General features: G+C 49.5%; 18 protein-coding genes and 1 pseudogene. 11 read left to right on the forward strand and 8 right to left on the reverse strand.

The window, feature by feature from the left end:
• Positions 1-99: 99 nt before the first annotated feature.
• Positions 100-1,947: a sensor domain-containing phosphodiesterase gene (locus IRJ25_RS02050; RefSeq protein WP_214815685.1), complete on the forward strand. Its 1,848-nt coding sequence runs from the start codon at positions 100-102 to the stop codon at positions 1,945-1,947.
• A gap of 12 nt (positions 1,948-1,959) precedes the next feature.
• Here the strand turns inward: IRJ25_RS02050 and IRJ25_RS02055 are convergent, their stop codons facing one another.
• A complete protein-coding gene (locus IRJ25_RS02055; RefSeq protein ID WP_331283387.1) occupies positions 1,960-3,333 on the reverse strand; it encodes a sensor histidine kinase in 1,374 nt (457 codons plus the stop codon).
• 12 nt (positions 3,334-3,345) lie between these two features.
• A complete protein-coding gene (locus tag IRJ25_RS02060; RefSeq protein WP_269317667.1) occupies positions 3,346-4,035 on the reverse strand; it encodes a response regulator transcription factor in 690 nt (229 codons plus the stop codon).
• Between the two features lie 106 nt (positions 4,036-4,141).
• Here IRJ25_RS02060 and IRJ25_RS02065 point away from each other — a divergent pair, with 106 nt between their 5' ends.
• The 3 genes from IRJ25_RS02065 to IRJ25_RS02075 are packed head-to-tail and all read left to right on the forward strand — an operon-like array spanning position 4,142 to position 7,079.
• Positions 4,142-4,903, forward strand: a complete 762-nt coding sequence (locus tag IRJ25_RS02065; RefSeq protein ID WP_269317668.1) for an ABC transporter ATP-binding protein — start codon at positions 4,142-4,144, stop codon at positions 4,901-4,903.
• Positions 4,890-6,722 (forward strand): ABC transporter permease, encoded by a 1,833-nt coding sequence (locus tag IRJ25_RS02070; RefSeq protein ID WP_269317669.1) that lies wholly within the window; start codon positions 4,890-4,892, stop codon positions 6,720-6,722. Before IRJ25_RS02065 ends, IRJ25_RS02070 begins: the two co-directional genes overlap by 14 nt.
• A gap of 12 nt (positions 6,723-6,734) precedes the next feature.
• Positions 6,735-7,079 (forward strand): YxeA family protein, encoded by a 345-nt coding sequence (locus IRJ25_RS02075; RefSeq protein ID WP_074035945.1) that lies wholly within the window; start codon positions 6,735-6,737, stop codon positions 7,077-7,079.
• Between the two features lie 68 nt (positions 7,080-7,147).
• Here IRJ25_RS02075 and IRJ25_RS02080 read toward each other — a convergent pair whose 3' ends face one another.
• Complete coding sequence (locus IRJ25_RS02080) at positions 7,148-7,573, reverse strand: MerR family transcriptional regulator (protein WP_074035947.1); 426 nt, start codon at positions 7,571-7,573, stop codon at positions 7,148-7,150.
• 321 nt (positions 7,574-7,894) lie between these two features.
• Here IRJ25_RS02080 and IRJ25_RS02085 point away from each other — a divergent pair, with 321 nt between their 5' ends.
• The 7 genes from IRJ25_RS02085 to IRJ25_RS02115 all read left to right on the forward strand — a co-directional run bounded on the left by IRJ25_RS02085 (position 7,895) and on the right by IRJ25_RS02115 (position 13,520).
• Positions 7,895-8,104: a hypothetical protein gene (locus IRJ25_RS02085; protein ID WP_264092879.1), complete on the forward strand. Its 210-nt coding sequence runs from the start codon at positions 7,895-7,897 to the stop codon at positions 8,102-8,104.
• A 68-nt stretch (positions 8,105-8,172) separates the two neighbouring features.
• Positions 8,173-8,313 (forward strand): YvrJ family protein, encoded by a 141-nt coding sequence (locus IRJ25_RS02090; RefSeq protein ID WP_074035951.1) that lies wholly within the window; start codon positions 8,173-8,175, stop codon positions 8,311-8,313.
• Between the two features lie 26 nt (positions 8,314-8,339).
• Entirely contained in the window at positions 8,340-8,552 is a 213-nt protein-coding gene (locus IRJ25_RS02095) for a hypothetical protein (protein WP_159562870.1), read from the forward strand.
• A 27-nt stretch (positions 8,553-8,579) separates the two neighbouring features.
• Positions 8,580-8,792, forward strand: a complete 213-nt coding sequence (locus IRJ25_RS02100) for a DUF2922 family protein (RefSeq protein ID WP_074035953.1) — start codon at positions 8,580-8,582, stop codon at positions 8,790-8,792.
• 124 nt (positions 8,793-8,916) lie between these two features.
• On the forward strand, positions 8,917-10,761 hold the full coding sequence (locus IRJ25_RS02105; RefSeq protein ID WP_269317670.1) for a methyl-accepting chemotaxis protein: 1,845 nt from the start codon (positions 8,917-8,919) through the stop codon (positions 10,759-10,761).
• 199 nt (positions 10,762-10,960) lie between these two features.
• Positions 10,961-12,658, forward strand: coding sequence for a methyl-accepting chemotaxis protein (locus tag IRJ25_RS02110; RefSeq protein WP_269317671.1), 1,698 nt, complete (start codon positions 10,961-10,963; stop codon positions 12,656-12,658).
• A 112-nt stretch (positions 12,659-12,770) separates the two neighbouring features.
• Positions 12,771-13,520: an SDR family NAD(P)-dependent oxidoreductase gene (locus IRJ25_RS02115; RefSeq protein WP_269317672.1), complete on the forward strand. Its 750-nt coding sequence runs from the start codon at positions 12,771-12,773 to the stop codon at positions 13,518-13,520.
• Positions 13,521-13,562: 42 nt separating this feature from the next.
• On the opposite strand, the pseudogene IRJ25_RS02120 reads toward IRJ25_RS02115, so the two are convergent.
• The 5 genes and pseudogenes from IRJ25_RS02120 to IRJ25_RS02140 form a co-directional block, all read right to left on the reverse strand.
• Positions 13,563-15,109: pseudogene (locus IRJ25_RS02120) on the reverse strand (IS3 family transposase); the annotation flags it as partial.
• 168 nt (positions 15,110-15,277) lie between these two features.
• The gene (locus IRJ25_RS02125) at positions 15,278-16,021 is read right to left on the reverse strand and encodes an ABC transporter permease (protein WP_074033236.1); all 744 of its coding nucleotides are present in this window, start codon (positions 16,019-16,021) and stop codon (positions 15,278-15,280) included.
• Positions 16,018-16,947: an ABC transporter ATP-binding protein gene (locus tag IRJ25_RS02130; RefSeq protein ID WP_269317673.1), complete on the reverse strand. Its 930-nt coding sequence runs from the start codon at positions 16,945-16,947 to the stop codon at positions 16,018-16,020. Before IRJ25_RS02130 ends, IRJ25_RS02125 begins: the two co-directional genes overlap by 4 nt.
• Positions 16,948-16,962: 15 nt before the next feature.
• On the reverse strand, positions 16,963-17,373 hold the full coding sequence (locus IRJ25_RS02135; protein ID WP_215112343.1) for a DUF3021 domain-containing protein: 411 nt from the start codon (positions 17,371-17,373) through the stop codon (positions 16,963-16,965).
• A complete protein-coding gene (locus IRJ25_RS02140) occupies positions 17,366-17,800 on the reverse strand; it encodes a LytTR family DNA-binding domain-containing protein (protein WP_269317674.1) in 435 nt (144 codons plus the stop codon). The genes IRJ25_RS02135 and IRJ25_RS02140 overlap by 8 nt, the downstream gene beginning before the upstream one ends.
• Positions 17,801-17,873 lie beyond the last annotated feature (73 nt).

The raw sequence follows: 17,873 nt of genomic DNA on the forward strand, positions 1-17,873 counted from the left end.
CGAAGCAAGCATTGACTCTCTGTTGAATTTTGGAAAACGCTGTATCGGATGATTCATGCTATCATTAGGTCAAACTTAAATGGGTGAGGTAGCAGACTGATGATCGAGAACAACTTTTCAAACCGAGTATATCGTAAGCATCAAGAGAAACTGTTCGCGCTCGTACGGATGCCGATTGTAACGGAAGAAACGGTGCAGGAGGCAATTCTGTATATGTGTGAGATTGTCGCCGATATGTTGGCAGTCGATACAGTCTCGATCTGGCATTTTGATACATCGCATCGATCTATTTCATGTCAAGTCGCTTATTCTCACGAATCAGGGACACATCATCCGAAGTTGACGGTCCATCGTGAACTCGCGCCTGACTATTTTGATGCGCTTCAAACAGAGCGAATCCTTTCGTTTGAGGATGTTCGCAGTCATCCATGGGTGAAGGACTTGTACAAAGAGTACTTTGTAGAAGGAAAGCGTGTGTACTCCATGCTAGACGCTCCGATTTATGCAAACAATCGTGCCACAGGTGTGATTTGTTGCGAGACGTTTCTGCCTCGGGAGTGGAACTATCTTGAAGAATTGATTGTGAGTACACTTGCGGATTTTATTGCCATCCTGTACTTCCGGCTTGACCGGCAGCTTGTGGATGAACGGATTCATCAGTTAGCCTACACGGACGAACTGACAGGTTTGATGAACAAATATGCATTTGTCGAGGAAGTCGATCAATTACGTCAACAAGCGAGAGGGTTTTTAGGAGCTGTTTTATATATTCGAGCAGACGATTTTCGGTCTATTGAGGATGCGATTGGAACCGAAACATCGAATTTGATCGTGAAAGAAATGGCGAAACGACTACGAGCAGTAATCGACGAATCTAGGATGGCACGTACCTCGCAATCGGGATTTGTCATTTGGGTACCTTACGGGGAACGGAGGAAAATACGTTCGTTTGCAGAACATTTATGCGAGCAAGTGACGCGTGCGCCATATCGAGTCAATGAATTAGACGTTGTACTGACGACGAGCGCATTCATCTCCATTGAACATGAAAGTCGATCAACTTTGGATATGATTCATACAACACGTGTCGTTGCAGGTCAATCAGATGAGAAACGTGGGGTCATCAAGTTTTTTGAAGAGGCCATGGCGCAAGAAGCATCTGAGAGACTCTTGTTAGAGATGAATTTACGTACTGGTGTGATATCAGGTCAGTTTGAACTGTATTTCCAACCGAAAGTGAATGCTTCCTCAGGTAAACTGAAAGGGTTTGAAGGGTTGATGCGCTGGAATCACCCAGAGCGAGGTCTCGTGCCGCCGCTCGACTTCATTCCGCTTGCGGAATCAACGGGTGTCATCATCGACTTAGAGGAATGGGCGTTCGTGACCGCTTGTCGCCACCTCAAACGTTGGCATGAGCGGGGAGACCAGTATGAACTCGCCCTCAATTTATCGGCGCGTCACTTCTTATCCGAAGGGGTCGTCGAAAAGTTTGCCCAAATCGCACGGGAAGAAGGGGTCAGTACGAGTTATTTGACCTTAGAAATCACGGAAAGTGTGGGGATGGAGAACCAGAAACACGTCATCGATCGTTTTGTTGCATTCCGAGAAGAAGGTTTTTCCATCTCGATTGACGACTTCGGGACAGGGTTCTCGGCGTTCGTCTACTTGAAGCACTATCCGATTCATGAGATCAAAATCGATCGCCAGTTCATTCAAGTGACTGAGAATGACCCGACCGGCAACGTCATCGTCGAATCGATTGTCGATTTGGCACGTGGCTTGAATTTGAAGACGGTGTGCGAAGGTGTCGAGACGCTTGAACAATGGAACGCGTTACGCGAACTCGGCTGTGACGAGATGCAAGGATATTATTTCTCTAGACCGTTACCGCTTGAAGAACTTGAAGAATGGATTGTTGACTATACGACACAGAAAAGGGACGCCTGAGCGTCCCTTTTGCTATGTCATGAATGTGATTCGAATTGTGGTGCCGTGTCCCGGTGTACTGTCTACTTCTATTTTCCCGCCGTGGGCTTCGATGATGTCCCGTGAGATAGCCATGCCGAGACCACTCCCGCGTGCGTCGTCTGTATTCGTGCCTCGGTAATAGCGTTCAAAGATATAAGGCAATTCGGATTCTGCAATCCCATTTCCATCATCTACAATCGTCACGACGTCACCCTCGATGTGGACCGTCACGTGCACCGAATCGTCATTATGGAGAAGAGCATTATACAAGAAGTTGAGCAAGGCTCGCTTCATAAAGTGACGATCGAGCGAGACGGTCGCTGATTGAGTCGCCTCAAACTCGATGTGACGCTCCCCAAAGCGAGAATCGTTCAATACGTCGATGACGAGCTCACGAACGAACGACTCGAGGTTTGTCTCTTCGAGCGTAAGTGGGAAATCGCCGTGTTGCAGACGCATCGTCAAATTGAAATCGTCGAGCAGTTCCTTCATATACTTAGCCTGTCGTTCAATCACATGTACGTATTGTCTGTGCTCGGTGTCATCTAACGAATCATCATCAAGTAGTTCGGCGTAGCCTTGGATGGAGGCGAGCGGGGTCTTCAGGTCGTGCGATACGTTGCTCATCCACTCTTTTCGACGTTCTTCGAGTTCTTCGCGCTGACGTTCATACGTTTTAAGTGTCTGTGAGACGGCATTCAAGTCATAGAAAACAGGACGGTAAATCCCTGACTGCTTCGGTTCGGTAGTCGAAAAATCACGTTGCTTCAGCTGTTGAATCCGTTCGGTCAAGCGATATACAGGGCGCGTCAATCGTGAACTGAACAATAAACCGATCAAGGCGGCGACAAGTAAATCGACAACTAGAATCCAGAAGAACGCCTTCGTGATATACGAAAGGACTGCCTGTTCGTCTAACATAAAGAGCACCCGACGCTCATTTGCCTCCGGCACACCGATGAGATAGCTGTACGATTCATACTCCCCAATGAAGTAGAGTCGGAGGTCATCATCCATATATTTATACATTTGAATCAATTCAATCGGAGAATAGGCGTCTGGTAATCCACTCGGGGCGTCGACCTCGCTGACGACACGTCCCGTCTCATCTAAAAAGCGGACGAATGCACCCGTTTGGCGAAGAGCTTCCCGCCCGGCTTCTGACACAACGGGTTCACCGTCCTCAAGCGATACATAGGTGCTGAAGTTTCGGGTGAAGGTCTCCCCGGCGTTGCTCTCGACATCATCAAGTCCCGTTCGGTCATTGATAAGGAGGCCGAATAAGATTGTAATGTTCAAGAAGACGACGAGCGCGACAATAAGGAGAATCGACAACAAATAGCGACCGGTCAGTTTCCATTTCATCATGATCGCTCCTTATACCGTCAACTGATAGCCAAGTCCCTTGACCGTCTTGATATATGTCGGATCAGATGGATTCGGTTCGACTTTTTCACGGAGACGTCGGATGTGGACCATGACCGTGTTGTCGGATCCGAAGAATGACTCACCCCACACTTGCGTGAAGAGCGTCTCCTTGCTGAGAATCCGGTTCGGGTTGCGTAAAAAGCAGGCGAGAAGACCGACTTCTTTAGCCGTCAACTCCAATCGTTCCCCGTTCACATACACTTCCGTCTCGTCTTCATTCATTTGAAAGGGGCCGACGGTCGTCGTCTCGGGCATTGGTGCTTCCATCATTGAAACCCGTCGGAGCTGAGCCTTTACACGGAATGCCACTTCTTTTGGACTGAACGGCTTCGTGATGTAGTCATCTCCACCGATGGCGAGACCGAGTAGTTTATCGACCTCTTCCGATTTGGCAGAAAGAAAGAGGATCGGGATGTTGGACTGCGCTCGCATCTGTTGGCAGAGCTGATAGCCTTCTCCGTCAGGTAACATGACGTCTAAGATCGCCAAGTGAGGGCGGAACGTCTCGAAGACATCAAATCCGTCTTTCAATGTGTGAGCGGTTTGAATCTCATGAAATCCTTCTTTTTCAAGCGCGCGTTGAATCAATATACATAAATCTTGTTCATCATCCACGATGAGAATCCGTGGCTGTTCCATCGTCATCACCTCTTTCTAAGCATATCACGTAAGGATTTTGTAAGGTACGCGTGAGTTGGAGTTAAGACAGGGGGCGTAATGTAAGGGACAGAAAGAGGTGCTGAACATGGAAACATTATTACAAGTAAAAGCGATTCAAAAGACATACGGGAAAGGGGACGCGACGTTCCGAGCGCTCGATGACGTTTCCTTCACCATTGAACATGGGGAGTTCGTTGGAATCATGGGGCCGTCCGGGGCCGGGAAATCGACGTTGCTCAACGTCCTCGCGACAATCGATACACCGACGTCGGGTGAGATTTTGGTCGAAGGCGATGACATTGCGGTGATGAATGAGGAGGCTCTTGCCGATTTCCGACGTGACCATCTTGGATTCATCTTTCAGGACTATAACTTGCTCGATTCATTGACGGTCCGGGAAAACATGTTGCTCCCGCTCGCCGTCTCGAAGACGCCGGTTCATGAGACACGCGCAAAGGTCGAACGGTTAGCGAAACGATTCGGACTCGAAGGGATCCTCGAGCAGTACCCGTATCAAATCTCAGGCGGACAGAAACAACGGACGGCTGTTTGTCGGGCGCTCATCTCGGACCCGAAACTCATCTTTGCCGATGAGCCGACCGGTGCGCTCGATTCGAAGTCGGCGACCGATCTCTTAGATACCCTCGCTCGGTTGAATGAAGCGGAGACGACCATCATGATGGTGACGCATGACGCCTTCGCCGCAAGTTTTTGCCGCCGAGTCCTCTATATTCAAGACGGACAGTTGAAGAAAGAGCTCATTCGCGGCAACGCCTCACGAGACGCATTCTACCAATCAATCCTCGAGGAGCTCGCGAAAGGCGGTGCGGTCGATGACGCTATTTGAGCTCGCTAAGAAAAACGTCGTACGGAATCTGTCGCGATACGCACTCTATGTCGGGACGACCATCTTTTCCATCGTCATCTACTTCACGTTCGCGACACTCAAGCACAGTCATGAAATCAGTGCGCTTGCGGAAACATCGCAAAAGATTAGCGGGTTGATGAGCACGTCGACGTTCATCCTCATGTTGTTCGTTGCTTTGTTTATCGCCTACTCGAACGCCTTCTTTTTGAGAGGACGTAAGCGAGAGGTCGGGCTCTACTCATTACTCGGGGTCCGAAAGAAACAGATTGGACTCTTGCTCTTGTTTGAGAATATCGTCATTGGAGCGGTGTCCTTGGTCGTTGGAATCGTGCTCGGCCTGTTCGGATCGAATGCGCTTTTGCAACTGTTGATGCGATTGATGGACAGTGACTTGAACATCGGATTCGCTTTCTCTGCGTCGGCATTCATCGAGACGTTCCTTGTCTTTCTTGCTATTTTCCTTTTCACATCACTCCAAGGGTACCGCGTCATCTATCGCTTCAAGTTGATTGACCTGTTTCATGCGGATAAGAGTGGGGAAGGTGTTCCGACGGCGAAAGGATGGGTCGCACTCACAGGTGTGCTCACAATTGGAGCGGCGTACTGGCTCGCGCTTCAGGATCTGATGACGTCATCGCTATGGCGAATGCTCGGACTTGCGATGCCGCTTCTCATTATCGGATTGAGTGTCATCGGGTCTGCGCTTCTCTTTCACAGTGTCTTGATTTTCGCATTGACATGGTTGAAAGGGAACGAACGCTGGTCGTGGAAACGACTCAATTTGTTGACGACGTCACAGCTCCTCTATCGCATTCGCGGGAACGCGAAGACGCTCACGTTGATCAGTATCATCAGCGCGACAGCAATCACGGCAGGAGGTGCCATCTTTAGCGTCTACTACTACGCGGAAGAGAATGTCGCCTCTTATACACCATATACGTATGCCTGGAAAGGGGATGCGGTCGAGGTGAACGGAGCGACGTTCGAATCAAGTGTCGAACAAAAGACGATTCGGACGGAAGCGCAATACGGAGAGCGTGAGCTCGGGGTCATCGATGAATCGACATACCGCCATCTTCTGCAAGGTCTCGGCGTGGCAGAGCCGGCACCGTTCAGACAGGATGAGGTCGTATGGGTCGACCCGTTCTATGACGAACGTTACTCGGAGAATTTTGAATCGGTCAAACTGTCAGGACAGACGGTTGACGTGTCGACGCGTCTTGAAGAATCACCGCTCAACGTGATGACGTTCGGTGGGTCGTTCCTCGTCGTCGCCGACGACATGTTCAAAACGATGACGGAGCCGAGCGAGACGTATCACGTTGTCCTCACGGAGTCGTTCAAAGATCAACGCGAACAGTCTGAGCGTCTAGCGGGACTCGGGCTTGAATCGTTCTCGAGTGCACCGGACGTGTACGCCGAGACGATGGCAATGAACGGGGCGCTCCTCTTTGTCGGGACATTCCTTGGGCTCGTCTTTCTCGTTGCAACAGGTAGCGTCATTTACTTCAAGACGATGACGGAGGCAGAGGATGACCGGGCGAAGTATGCGATATTACAGAAAATCGGGATATCCGATCGGGACGTGCGCCGGACGGTACGCCAACAGATCATCGTCGTATTTCTCGCTCCGTTCGCGCTCGGGATTCTGCATGCGACCGTGGCGCTCATCGCGTTTTCAAACTTGTTAAGCATGAATTTCACGATACCGGTTCTCGTGTGGATGGGCGTCTATACGACCATTTATGCGGTCTATTATGGCATCACAGTTCGCCGCTTCATGACGGCGATTCGATAAGGAGAGAAAAATATGAAAAAATGGATTGGAATTGCAATTGTTGCGATTGTATTGGTCGTTGGATTAACGCAGGTGGATTGGAATCGGATTGGGAAGGATAACCTTTTCGTTGAAATCGGAGGAGCGACGGATGTAGAAGAGACGACGCTCGAGAACGGCGACGTGATGAAGCGTTACATTTATACACAATCCGCGTTCACGGAGGAAGGTGACCAGAAAGAAGTCACCTTTACCGCTGGGAAAGAACTTCGGGAGGGGGCGTTCTTACGTCTTTATGTCAAAGATGAAGATACCGTGACCTCGTATGACGAAGTGAAACGGGAAGAGCTTCCTCGTCCAGTCATTGAGAAGTTGTAAAAAAAATCATTCGTCACGAACATCATGACGAATGATTTTTTTTTGCCTACTCAGACGAGAGGAGTTTCCTAGGCATGAAGTTCAAGTTTGAGTATGTACGTTAGTTCATGATGCGCCAATTCAGAGAAGTTTGTTTTCTTCACATGTGTTCGTGGACGCAATCCGCATTCCAGTGCGATGTCGACAATGGTACGAATCTGATTTTCCGTATAGAATCGCTTCCGGCCGAACGTAAATGGGGTCGGTGGCAAGACGCCATCTGTTTCCCATTTGATCAATTGCTGTTGGCTGCGTGGGATGCCGGCCACGCTAAAGGCGCGACTCAATTCTTTGAGCGGATAGACCATTAGATGCTGCTCTTTATACGAAATTAGTTTTCCCTGTTCCGGTCGGTATGTATCCCATTCGGTCGCTGAAAACGTCAGGTCGGCTTGGTCGAAGTCGTGTTGAGCGGAAGGAATTGAGGCAAAGCTTGCGAGGTCTAGGCTGTTCATCGTGTATGTCTCCTTCTTCAAGACTGACTAGTGAAATTCAAAAAAATGCCCTCCTACGTATCGTACCCCATTTACAAGAATTTAACTTACAGTTTTTTCAAATGTGGGGAATAAATCATGGTACTTTTGACGTATTTTTGAATGCTGTCTGCCGAAGATTAAGATACCCTACTTAATATGAAAACTCAAGAAAGTAGACAGAAATTGAAAAATGAATAAATATTCAGATAGTTTAGGACTATCGTCACTTATTGTTATAGAAAAATAGAATGAGCACTTTGACCTTGTAAGCGGTTAATAAGGACGAAGGAGGTGAGACAAATGGTAGCATATCGAGAAACGGCGACGATGCTTTATTTGGACACTCGACGACAACTCGACGGCAAAGAGAAAAAGCAACTCGTCCGCTATGGACCGCTTGGAAGTCGGATGGATGAGGCGCGGATGAAACAGTTTGCTGACTTGATCAAGGCACTGATTGATGTGGAATCCGCCAACTACGTCGTGGCCCAAGAATTTCTAGTGTATTAACAGGGAGGACTTATGAAAAACCTCACTCGTCCCGCTGCCAATCCTCGGCACGATGAGCAGGTGGTCACATGAGTTGGCCCGAACTCATCTCAAATTTGGGGTTCCCTATCGTTGTCTCGCTCTATTTGCTTCATCGGATTGAGACGAAGCTCGATCGTATGATCCAGCTGCTCGAACGAATGGATACCTCGACCGCATCAGAAACCTAATCCCCTATTGAAAGGAGCCATCCCCCATGGCTGTCTTAACAGAGAAGAAAGCAACGTTCGTTTTGACGACGCATCATGACGTACAAACAGCGAAACCGACGAAAAAAGCACAACGGTTCGGTCCGATTCGTGCCGACCTGACGGCAGATACGATTGATGCGTTCGGTCGTCTCTTGATTGATCTCGTCATTCAAGAGGGAGCAGACCTCGGCATCGTCCGTGAATACGATTTAGTCTAACCCACATCTTAAGGAGGAGAATAACCCATGACTGACACAAAACTTGAAATCTCATTTTTAGATGCATTCCACAAGGTCGTACGCTTCCGCTTGAATAACGTGAAACAACCGGTCGAAGCCCAAAAAGTAGAAGCGCTTGCTGACTTCATGGTCGCCAACGATCCGCTCGCAAAGAACGTGATGGAGTGGACCGAAATCAAGATGATTGAAGGTACGCAGACCGTATTGAGTGAGAAGTAATTGATTGAAAGGTGACTCTTGCAGTTTGAGTCACCTTTTTTAAGTTTGGTCAATTCTCTTCATTATTTTCTGAAAATTGTCGATAGTATAGGAAACACTGCATGATTGAGAGGGGAATACATAGATGGCATGGAAATCAACATGGTCTAAGGCATTGAGCCGGATCAAACGAAAACCGACATGGACGTGGAAACCGACACTCAAGTGGAAGCGCGGAGAGAAGCGTGAACGCACGAGATCTTTCGGGGCGAACATCGGGAAGAATTTAACGATTCGTCAAAAATTATGGGGGCTCGTCATCATATCGCTCGTCATGGTCATTGGCGTCGGTGGTTACGCACTGTTTTCAATGAGTGACGCGAACCGTCAAGCGGACGATATCGTCAACAATTGGAATAAAGGGCTCGATTACGCTCACGAACTCAACACACTCGCCGCAAACTATCGAACACTTGAGCTCGATCACATCGTGACGGAGGATGCGGCACAAAAAGAAGAACTGATGACACGAATGAAAGAGATTCGTGACGAGATCAACACGATTGCACCGAAGTATGAAGGACGAGCCGTGAACGCAGAAGACAAGGAACTCTTTACGAATTTCTCGCGTCAATGGGAGATGTATCAACGCGTCTCGGACAACATGTTGACGTTCAGCTCAACGGGTAACACAGGGATGGCCCGCTCATACTATGATGCGCAGTCCAAATCTACATATGACAACTTCACACAAAAACTAGCAGATCTGGTCGCCTACAACTCAGAAGGGTCGCAACGTGTCGGACAAAACATGGAAAGTGAATTCATGAAGTCTCTTATGGCATTGATCGCCGTGACGGTCGGGGCCGTGGTGATTCTCTTATTCCTCGGACTCAGCCTGTTACGCTCGATTATTCGACCGATGCAAACGCTCCAGACGCGCTTTGATGAACTCGCGACACAAGGTGGCGACTTGACGATGACGATTCCCGTCACGTCGAACGACGAGATCGCACAAGTCAGTCGTTCGTTCAACACGTTCCTCGCCACACTTCGTGAGATTATGATCGATGTCGATGAGACGGCGAAAGTCGTCCTCTCGTCTTCAAAAGACGTATCCGCTGAAGTGACACGACTCAGTCACTATATGGAAGAGACGTCGGGTACGGTCGAAGAATTGACGGCCGGGATGGAAGAAACGGCAGCCTCTTCACAAGAAATGAGCGCTTCGACGACCGAGATGGGAAGTTCAATCGATTCAATCGTCGACTTATCCAATGAGAGTGCCGAAACAGCAAATCGTGTCGAGACACGAGCACACGAGATGCGGGAACAAGCTGTCGTCTCGAAAACAGAAGCCGTGGCGATTATCGAGAAGAAACAAGTCGAACTCGCGGAAGCCATCAAAGGAGCCCAGTCGGTTGAAGAGATTCGCGTCTTGACGACGGCCATTCTCGCGATTGCTGACCAGACGAACTTGCTCGCCTTGAACGCATCGATTGAAGCGGCACGGGCAGGGGAAGCGGGTCGCGGCTTCGCGGTCGTCGCATCCGAGATTCGCAAATTGGCGGAAAACTCACGTCAGACGGTCAACGAGATTCGCGACGTGTCGAACACGGTGATCGATTCGGTCGAACGACTCAACACGAGCTCGGCAGACATGTTGACGTTCCTCAACACGAAAGTCATGGCCGACTACGACCGTCTCGAAGATGCCGCAACGCAATATGAACAGGATGCGACGGTGTTCGGTGAGACGGCGAAGACGTTCGAAGGTAATGCGCTTCAACTTCGCCATATGACGGACAACATTCTTGGGGTCATCCAGGAAGTGGCGACGACCGTGACAGAGGGCGCGGACGGTACGCAGTCCATCTCAGAGAAAGTCCAACTTTCGGTCGAGCGTTTCAACGACGTTCAGGCGAAGATGGGCGAAACAGAAAAACGGGCGACCGTACTCTCGAATCGCGTGGCGCAATTCAAGCTATAAGCAAAACTCAGAACCAGGCAGATGTCTGGTTCTTTTTTTGTGCCCAGTACAAAAAATAAAAAGATAGGTCAATACATAAATGAATTTCAAATTGTTGGTACAAATTAGGCTGTTGTGTCCGATAAAGAAAAGGCAATACATAAAAATAGAGAGAAAAAGAGGTGGAAGAGGAGATTACTCCTCGTAGTACGTGAAAAAGATGTTGAACGAATGGACGTTATCAAGAAAAATCATGGCAAGTGTCGGCTTGATCCTGATTCTGACATTGGTCGGGATGGCCTATAATCTGTGGACGCTCGATCGGATGACGAGTCAGTATGAACAGATGATCTCAAATGATGTCATGAAGATGAAAGCGGCGGACGATTTGGCGCTCGGGATGGTGCGCCAGGCGTATGGGGTTCGTGGGTATGTGCTCGTACAAGACGATGAACGGAAACAACAAATCACTCGTGGTGGAGAAGAGAAGAAAGCCGCCATCGAATCGTTGATCGAACTCGCGGACAACGAGTCCGAACGAAAAGAATTTGAATCGTTACTCGAATATGCGACTGGATATGACGAGTTGGCGACTCAAGCCATCACGGCGATCGACTCAAAAGATCAAGAAGCGATTGATCGTTTGACACTACGTCTCATGCCAGACGTGACGAAATCGATCGCATCGACCGGAGACGCATTGCAGGCCGAGACGGAAGAGAAGATGTTGGCGATGCAGATGGAGCTCCAAGAAGCGAGTCAGCGTGCCTTCTGGTACTCGGTCTTCATCGCCATCGTCAGTTTCGTCCTGACGATGGGCGCCGGATATGCCATCAGCCGTATGGTGACGACACCGCTCCGTTTCTTAGCGAAAGAAGTAGAAGTAGTCGCGGAAGGTGATTTGACACGTGAGGATCTTCAGGCGCTCACACAAGATGAAATCGGACAATTGATGACCGGCTTCAACCGCATGAAGGGTAATTTGCGTGAACTCATTGACCGCGTCACCCAAAACGCACAGGAAATCACAGCACAATCGGAAGAACTGTATGCGAGTACGGAAGAGATGGCGTCACAGACGGAGGAAACGACACGTCTCATCGACCGAGTCGTGGAAGAAACGGTCGCGCAGGCGAAAGAAGCGACTGGAACATCTCAAGCGGTGGCTGCTGCCGATGAAGGCATCGGTCGTATCGCTGGATCGATTGGCTCGATTAACGATGATGTGTCACAGAGTTTGAAGCTCGCCGAAGAAGGTGGTGCGACGATGGCTCAGGCGAAAGACGAGGTGCTCGCACTGGAGCGGGAGACACGTCTGACGGGAGAATCGATTTCGGCATTGAAGCAACAGTCTGACGAGATCGCCCTTATTACCGAGGTCATTCAATCGATCACCGACCAGACAAACTTGTTGGCATTGAACGCGGCCATCGAAGCGGCACGTGCCGGTGAGCAAGGAAAAGGGTTCGCCGTCGTTGCAGAAGAAGTGCGTAAACTTGCCGAGCAGTCGAAGCAGTCGGCGACACAGATCGCCGGGTTGATCGAGTCGATTCAGACACAGTCGAACGCCGTTCTCGACCAACACGTCGTCAGTGCGAAACGCGTCGAGACGAACACGTTGTTGCTCGAACGAGCGACACGCGCGTTCGAACAGATTGTCAGTCAGCTCGAGACATCAGTCGATAATACGTCACATATCCGCATCGCCTCGCATGAGATTGCGGAGACGACGAAACAAGTCGCAACGTCCTCTCTTCAAATGTCACAAGACAGTGAAGGGATGGCCGACACGATGCGTACGGTCGGTGAGACGGCTGACGCCCAACTCGCGATGATTCAAGAATTGAACGGTGTCGCCGAATCACTCGGCAATATGACGAGTGACCTGCAGACACTGATTGGTCGATTCACGACATAAGTTGAAAGCCCTGTCTCCTTGGAGTCAGGGCTTTTCGTTCACATCGGAACGATTCGCGATGAAGAAAGTGGGGAATCAACAACAAGGTAAACGACAAAAAGGAGTGGATTATATGAAGTATACGGTCATTACAGGAGCCAGTTCAGGTATCGGGTATGAGACAGCGAAGTTGCTCGCTGAAAAGGGAAAGTCGCTCGTGCTCGTCGCAAGACGAAAAGAAGAGTTGGAGTCGTTACGCGATGAAATCAAATCGATCTCGTCGGACAGTGACGTCATCATCAAATCGACCGACCTATCATATAGCGAGAACGTGTACGGATTATATGAATCGCTTGCGGACCTCGACATCGAGACGTGGATCAACAATGCAGGATTCGGGGATGCAGATCTCATCAAGGACGTCGACCTTGGTAAAATCGAGAACATGATTCGTTTGAATATCGAGGCACTCACCGTCTTATCGAGTCTATACGTTCGAGATTATCATGACGTCGAAGGGGCACAACTGTTGAACGTGTCGTCTGTCGGGGGATATCGAATCGTCCCGAACTCAGTCACATATTGTGCGACGAAGTTCTTCGTCAGTGCATATACGGAAGGACTCGCACAAGAGTTGAAGCAGAGCGGGGCCAAACTTCGGGCGAAAGTACTCGCACCGGCCGCGACGGAGACGAGCTTCGCCAACCGGGCTCGCGATACGGAAGGATTCGACTACAGTGAGAACGTCGCGAAGTATCACACGGCGCGCGAGATGGCAGAATTCCTATGGGAGTTACTTGAAGGCGACGAAGTCGTCGGGATTGTCAATCCGGAGGACTACTCGTTCAGCCTGAGCGGACCGATTAAACCGTATGCCGGATAAACAAAAAACATCACGCCGCGCTGAACTGCTCCCCGTCAAGTAGACAGGGCTCAAGCCGTTTAGTCGTTTCTGAAAACGATCGTGGTTGTAGAACGATATGTAGGTCTCGATGGCCGATGTGAGTTCGCTATATGCTTGGAACTCACGCAAGTAGTACATCTCCACTTTCAAGGTGCCCCAAAAACTCTCGATCGGCGCATTGTCGATGCAACGTCCGACCCGGGACATGCTTCGGGTCATGCCCGCGTCTTCTACCATCCGTTTGAACCCTCTCGAGGTATATTGGAACCCTTGGTCGCTATGGATCATCGGACGTGCTCCTGTACGGAGCCCCGCGATGGCTGGCATCATCGTATGGAACACGAGCCCGTTGTTGTTGGACCTCCCGATGCGATAGGCGACGATTGAGCCGTCATACAGGTCGATGATCGCGCTCAGGTAGGCCTTCTTCCCGGCGCCGTATTTGAACTCGGTGACGTCGGTGCACCATTTCTCGTCTGGCCGGGATGCACTGAATTCTCGGTTCATCAGGTTCTCGGCCACATGTTGTGGCGTTGATTTCTTATGTCTCTTCTGCTTCCGGCGGATGATCGATTGGATCCCATGGATATGCATCAAGCGATAGATCCGCTTTTCATTGAACGGGGACAGGCTCTGTTGCCGGCGCAGCCGATTGATGGTCATCGTGATCCGACGGTACCCGTATGTGCCGTTCGCCTGGTCATAGAGTAGACGAATGTCCTCCAGAAGCTTCTCGTTCTCTTCTTGACGCACCGGTATGGTACGATTCAACCATTTGTAATAGGCCGCCCGTGAGATGCCGGCGACTCGACAGAGGAGCACGATCGAAAGGGCCTCCTCTTTGTTCAATTCTTTGATGGCGATATATCGTTGCTGTAGCCGTACCTGGCTGATCACGACATCCTCTCGATCTCCTCTAACTTTTTTAGGAACAGGATGTCTGCACGAAGAAGTTCGTTCTCAAGCTCCATTTGCTGGATACGGCGCTTAAGCTTCTCTTCTTCGCTTAGTTCGTCCTCTGGCTTCGTACGCCCACGGCGGTCCACGAGCGCCTCTGCTCCGCCCGTGTCATACTTTTTGATCTAGCCATAGACCTGGGCATAGGACACCTGAAATTGTTCCGCGGTCTGCTGGTAGTTGCGTCCATTCTCCAAACAATATTTCACGATCTCAAGGCGCTCTTCGAATGTAGTTTTTCTTCCTTTTGTCATAGCTCGATCCATTCCTTTTCTCGAATCTGTTAACTCGCTATGACTAGTATACTTCTTAATCCATTTACGAAGAACAGACCAATTACTGATCTGATACTTGGAGAGTACCTCCATTCTAGTGAACCCATCGAGATAGTCGCGGACGGCCGCGATTTTCAGTTCCTTGGTGTAAGATTTCCATGCCTTCGATTCCTTCAACGCATCGATCCCACCGGTATCGAATTTCACTTTCCACACCTGGAGGGTGTGCCTAGAGACGCCATGAGCCCCCATGATTTCCTTCCAAGTATATGTTTCTTCTTCCATCATGCGCAGCGCACTCAATTTTTGTTCGATCGTATGCCGACTTCTCGCCATAAAAAACACTCCCCAATAGATAAACAGATTTTTTATTTCATCTGTCTACCTATTGGGGAGCATATCAGTATCGATACCAGGTCGCAGCTTAGGTCTACCCTTTTTTCTTTTTTACTGTCTACTTGACGGGGAGCAGTTCAAAAACCCCTGGGGTTGATTTTTGTTCATTTAACTCTTCGCCTGCCTCAAGTACCGCGGATAGAATACGAGCGCTGTGACGATACAAATTGTTCCGAAAACCACAAGAATTGCTAGAGATGCCCAAACATCTAGTAGAGTACCTTGCTCCAAGAGCACGGTCTTGTAGCCTTCCAGTGCCCAGTAATGTGGTAGGAACCTCGCAATGTTCTGCATCACCTCCGGCATAAATTCAACGGGCATCCAGAGACCACCGAGCATTGCACCACCGAGAGCAATGACTTGCGTGAGAGCAATTCCCATGTTTTCCGTCTTGGCGAGCACTGCCATCGCCATTCCACAGCCTGTCGCAACAAACGCCAGGCCGACAGAGAGTACAGCGAGCGCCACCGGATCGCCGAGAGGAAGGTCATAGACAACTACACCAAACCCGAACAGCACGATGATCTGTAACAAGACCACTGCGACGAACGGCAACCATTTGCCAAGGAAATACTCCATCCGCGACAATGGTGTACTGGCCATACGCGCCGTCATGCCACTGTCGCGATCTTTGATAAACGCGATGACGATGGAAATCATGATGTAGAACGAGAACATGACTGTATACCCCGGCACGATCTGGACGACAAGTTGCTCGGGCTCTGCACCCATGCTCTCTCCAAATAACGTGATAAAGCCGACGATGAAGATGATGGGTAACAGAAATGTCCAAAACCATAGTCCCTTATCCTGTGTCTTCTTTTTCAGCTCTAGTAAGGCAATCGCGTTCATTGCACTCCCTCCTGTCTCGTGTCGCGTAAATGCGTGCCAGTCAGCTTGAAGAAGATGTCCTCGAGCTTCGCTTGACTGAGTTCAAGGCGTTCCGGAATGATGGCCTCAGCGGCAAACTGTTTGGCGATCCGCTCCAGAAGACGTAAAGGTTCTGCACTCTCAATCACAAACCCCTTATCCCGCGCAGTCACACCCTCGTATCCGTTTAACCCTTCTCGCGTCACGGACGGACCTTCCAAATAGATGGCCGAGTGTCGGTGTTTGGCGAGAACCTCTTGCATGGTTCCGTATTCGACGACGTTTCCTTGGTCTATAAACCCTATCGTGTCACACAACTGCTCCACTTCTTCCATGTAATGACTGGAATAAAGAATCGTCTTGTCCTGCCTTTTCAAGTCATGAATCAATTCGAAGATGGCCCAACGTGACTGAGGATCGACGCCTACTGTCGGCTCGTCGAGTACAATGATGTCCGGATCATGAAGTAAGGCACATCCGATATTCAATCGCCTCTTCATCCCTCCAGAGAAGGTGCGGACAAGGGATTTTTCTCGATCAGCTAAACCGATTAGTGCGAGTACCTGTTGTATGCGTTCTTGAAGCTTAGAACCCTTCAACCCATACAGCCTTCCGAAGAACAGCAAGTTATCACGCGCCGTCAACGTCTCTTCTAAACAAATGTCTTGCGGGACGTAACCGATGCGCCGTTTGATGGCTGTGACATTCTGTTTAAATGGTGCTCCTTGCACAAGGACATCTCCTTCATAGTCTTCCACCACACCGACTAAAATCTTCATGAGCGTCGACTTTCCTGCTCCGTTCGGGCCGACCAAACCGAAGCAGCTTCCCCTCGGTATATCGAGGTTTACTGAGTCAAGCGCTTGCCGTTTGTCATAGTTCTTGCGGACGCCTTGAATCTCGATCATATTTGTTCCCTCCCTTTATTTTCGTTGTTGCAAGGATTCATTCATGCGCTTTTCCATTTGCTTAAAGTACGTAAACCAGCCGAGCCAGTTGAGGATGTAGGTGATTGTGAAAAATACAAATCCAATGGCAAGTGAACGTGGTGTGAGTGGAACCCAACCTGTGAGCCAAGTAAAGACAGGAAACAGCACAATCAGCGACGTTACATAATGAAACAAGGTCTGCTTCAACATGCTCCACTCGTCTCTTTCGAATAATAAAGCGCTTATGCTAAAGTACGCACCGATCAACATGCTGCCGAGTAAGTTCAGAGCAATCAGGTGAGAAGAAACGGTATCTTCGGGATCATTCAGTACAACAAGCGCAATGAGCGTCACCACAGCCCCTACACCAAATCCACCAAACATGCGGACAATCAATTTACTCACCACGGCCGCCACCTCCTTCCACTAATTGCTTGCGCAGATGCTGCACATAGCTTCGTGTGACGTATTCTTTATTACCGGATTTAAAAAAGACACACAGATTTCCGTTGAACGATAGTTCGAATCTGTCAATCCGGTCCATGTTGCCGATGACCGATTTGGAGAAGCGAATAAAGCTGTAGTTGGTCAAGAATTCTTCTAGTTCATATAGTTTGAGCTTCAACTCTAGCGCTTTCGTCTGCATCTGCGCGTACACCTTTCGATTTGCCGAATAGACATAGTCAATCTCACTCGGCTGCAAGATCACAGACCCCTCGCCGTCTACAGCTACAAGTCGCTTCGGTGAACCTTCTGATTTATCGAGTTCCTTCAGATGCCGCACAATCGTCTCTACTTCTTCGGTCCACTGGCTTGCCTGGATGGTCACCATGGGAGTGTCTTCGTAGGCCGGGTCAATATCAATTTTGATTTTCATGGAGGCCTCCTTCTCTTCTTTTACAGTA

This window comes from Exiguobacterium sp. KJ 601, assembly GCF_027161185.1.
Classification (GTDB): domain Bacteria; phylum Bacillota; class Bacilli; order Exiguobacteriales; family Exiguobacteriaceae; genus Exiguobacterium; species Exiguobacterium profundum.

Coding starts and splice junctions, on each gene's coding strand:
- IRJ25_RS02050 (WP_214815685.1), top strand. CDS start 100: ATGATCGAGAACAACTTTTCAAACCGAGTATATCGTAAGCATCAAGAG.
- IRJ25_RS02055 (WP_331283387.1), bottom strand. CDS start 3,333: ATGAAATGGAAACTGACCGGTCGCTATTTGTTGTCGATTCTCCTTATT.
- IRJ25_RS02060 (WP_269317667.1), bottom strand. CDS start 4,035: ATGGAACAGCCACGGATTCTCATCGTGGATGATGAACAAGATTTATGT.
- IRJ25_RS02065 (WP_269317668.1), top strand. CDS start 4,142: ATGGAAACATTATTACAAGTAAAAGCGATTCAAAAGACATACGGGAAA.
- IRJ25_RS02070 (WP_269317669.1), top strand. CDS start 4,890: ATGACGCTATTTGAGCTCGCTAAGAAAAACGTCGTACGGAATCTGTCG.
- IRJ25_RS02075 (WP_074035945.1), top strand. CDS start 6,735: ATGAAAAAATGGATTGGAATTGCAATTGTTGCGATTGTATTGGTCGTT.
- IRJ25_RS02080 (WP_074035947.1), bottom strand. CDS start 7,573: ATGAACAGCCTAGACCTCGCAAGCTTTGCCTCAATTCCTTCCGCTCAA.
- IRJ25_RS02085 (WP_264092879.1), top strand. CDS start 7,895: ATGGTAGCATATCGAGAAACGGCGACGATGCTTTATTTGGACACTCGA.
- IRJ25_RS02090 (WP_074035951.1), top strand. CDS start 8,173: ATGAGTTGGCCCGAACTCATCTCAAATTTGGGGTTCCCTATCGTTGTC.
- IRJ25_RS02095 (WP_159562870.1), top strand. CDS start 8,340: ATGGCTGTCTTAACAGAGAAGAAAGCAACGTTCGTTTTGACGACGCAT.
- IRJ25_RS02100 (WP_074035953.1), top strand. CDS start 8,580: ATGACTGACACAAAACTTGAAATCTCATTTTTAGATGCATTCCACAAG.
- IRJ25_RS02105 (WP_269317670.1), top strand. CDS start 8,917: ATGGCATGGAAATCAACATGGTCTAAGGCATTGAGCCGGATCAAACGA.
- IRJ25_RS02110 (WP_269317671.1), top strand. CDS start 10,961: ATGTTGAACGAATGGACGTTATCAAGAAAAATCATGGCAAGTGTCGGC.
- IRJ25_RS02115 (WP_269317672.1), top strand. CDS start 12,771: ATGAAGTATACGGTCATTACAGGAGCCAGTTCAGGTATCGGGTATGAG.
- IRJ25_RS02125 (WP_074033236.1), bottom strand. CDS start 16,021: ATGAACGCGATTGCCTTACTAGAGCTGAAAAAGAAGACACAGGATAAG.
- IRJ25_RS02130 (WP_269317673.1), bottom strand. CDS start 16,947: ATGATCGAGATTCAAGGCGTCCGCAAGAACTATGACAAACGGCAAGCG.
- IRJ25_RS02140 (WP_269317674.1), bottom strand. CDS start 17,800: ATGGTGACCATCCAGGCAAGCCAGTGGACCGAAGAAGTAGAGACGATT.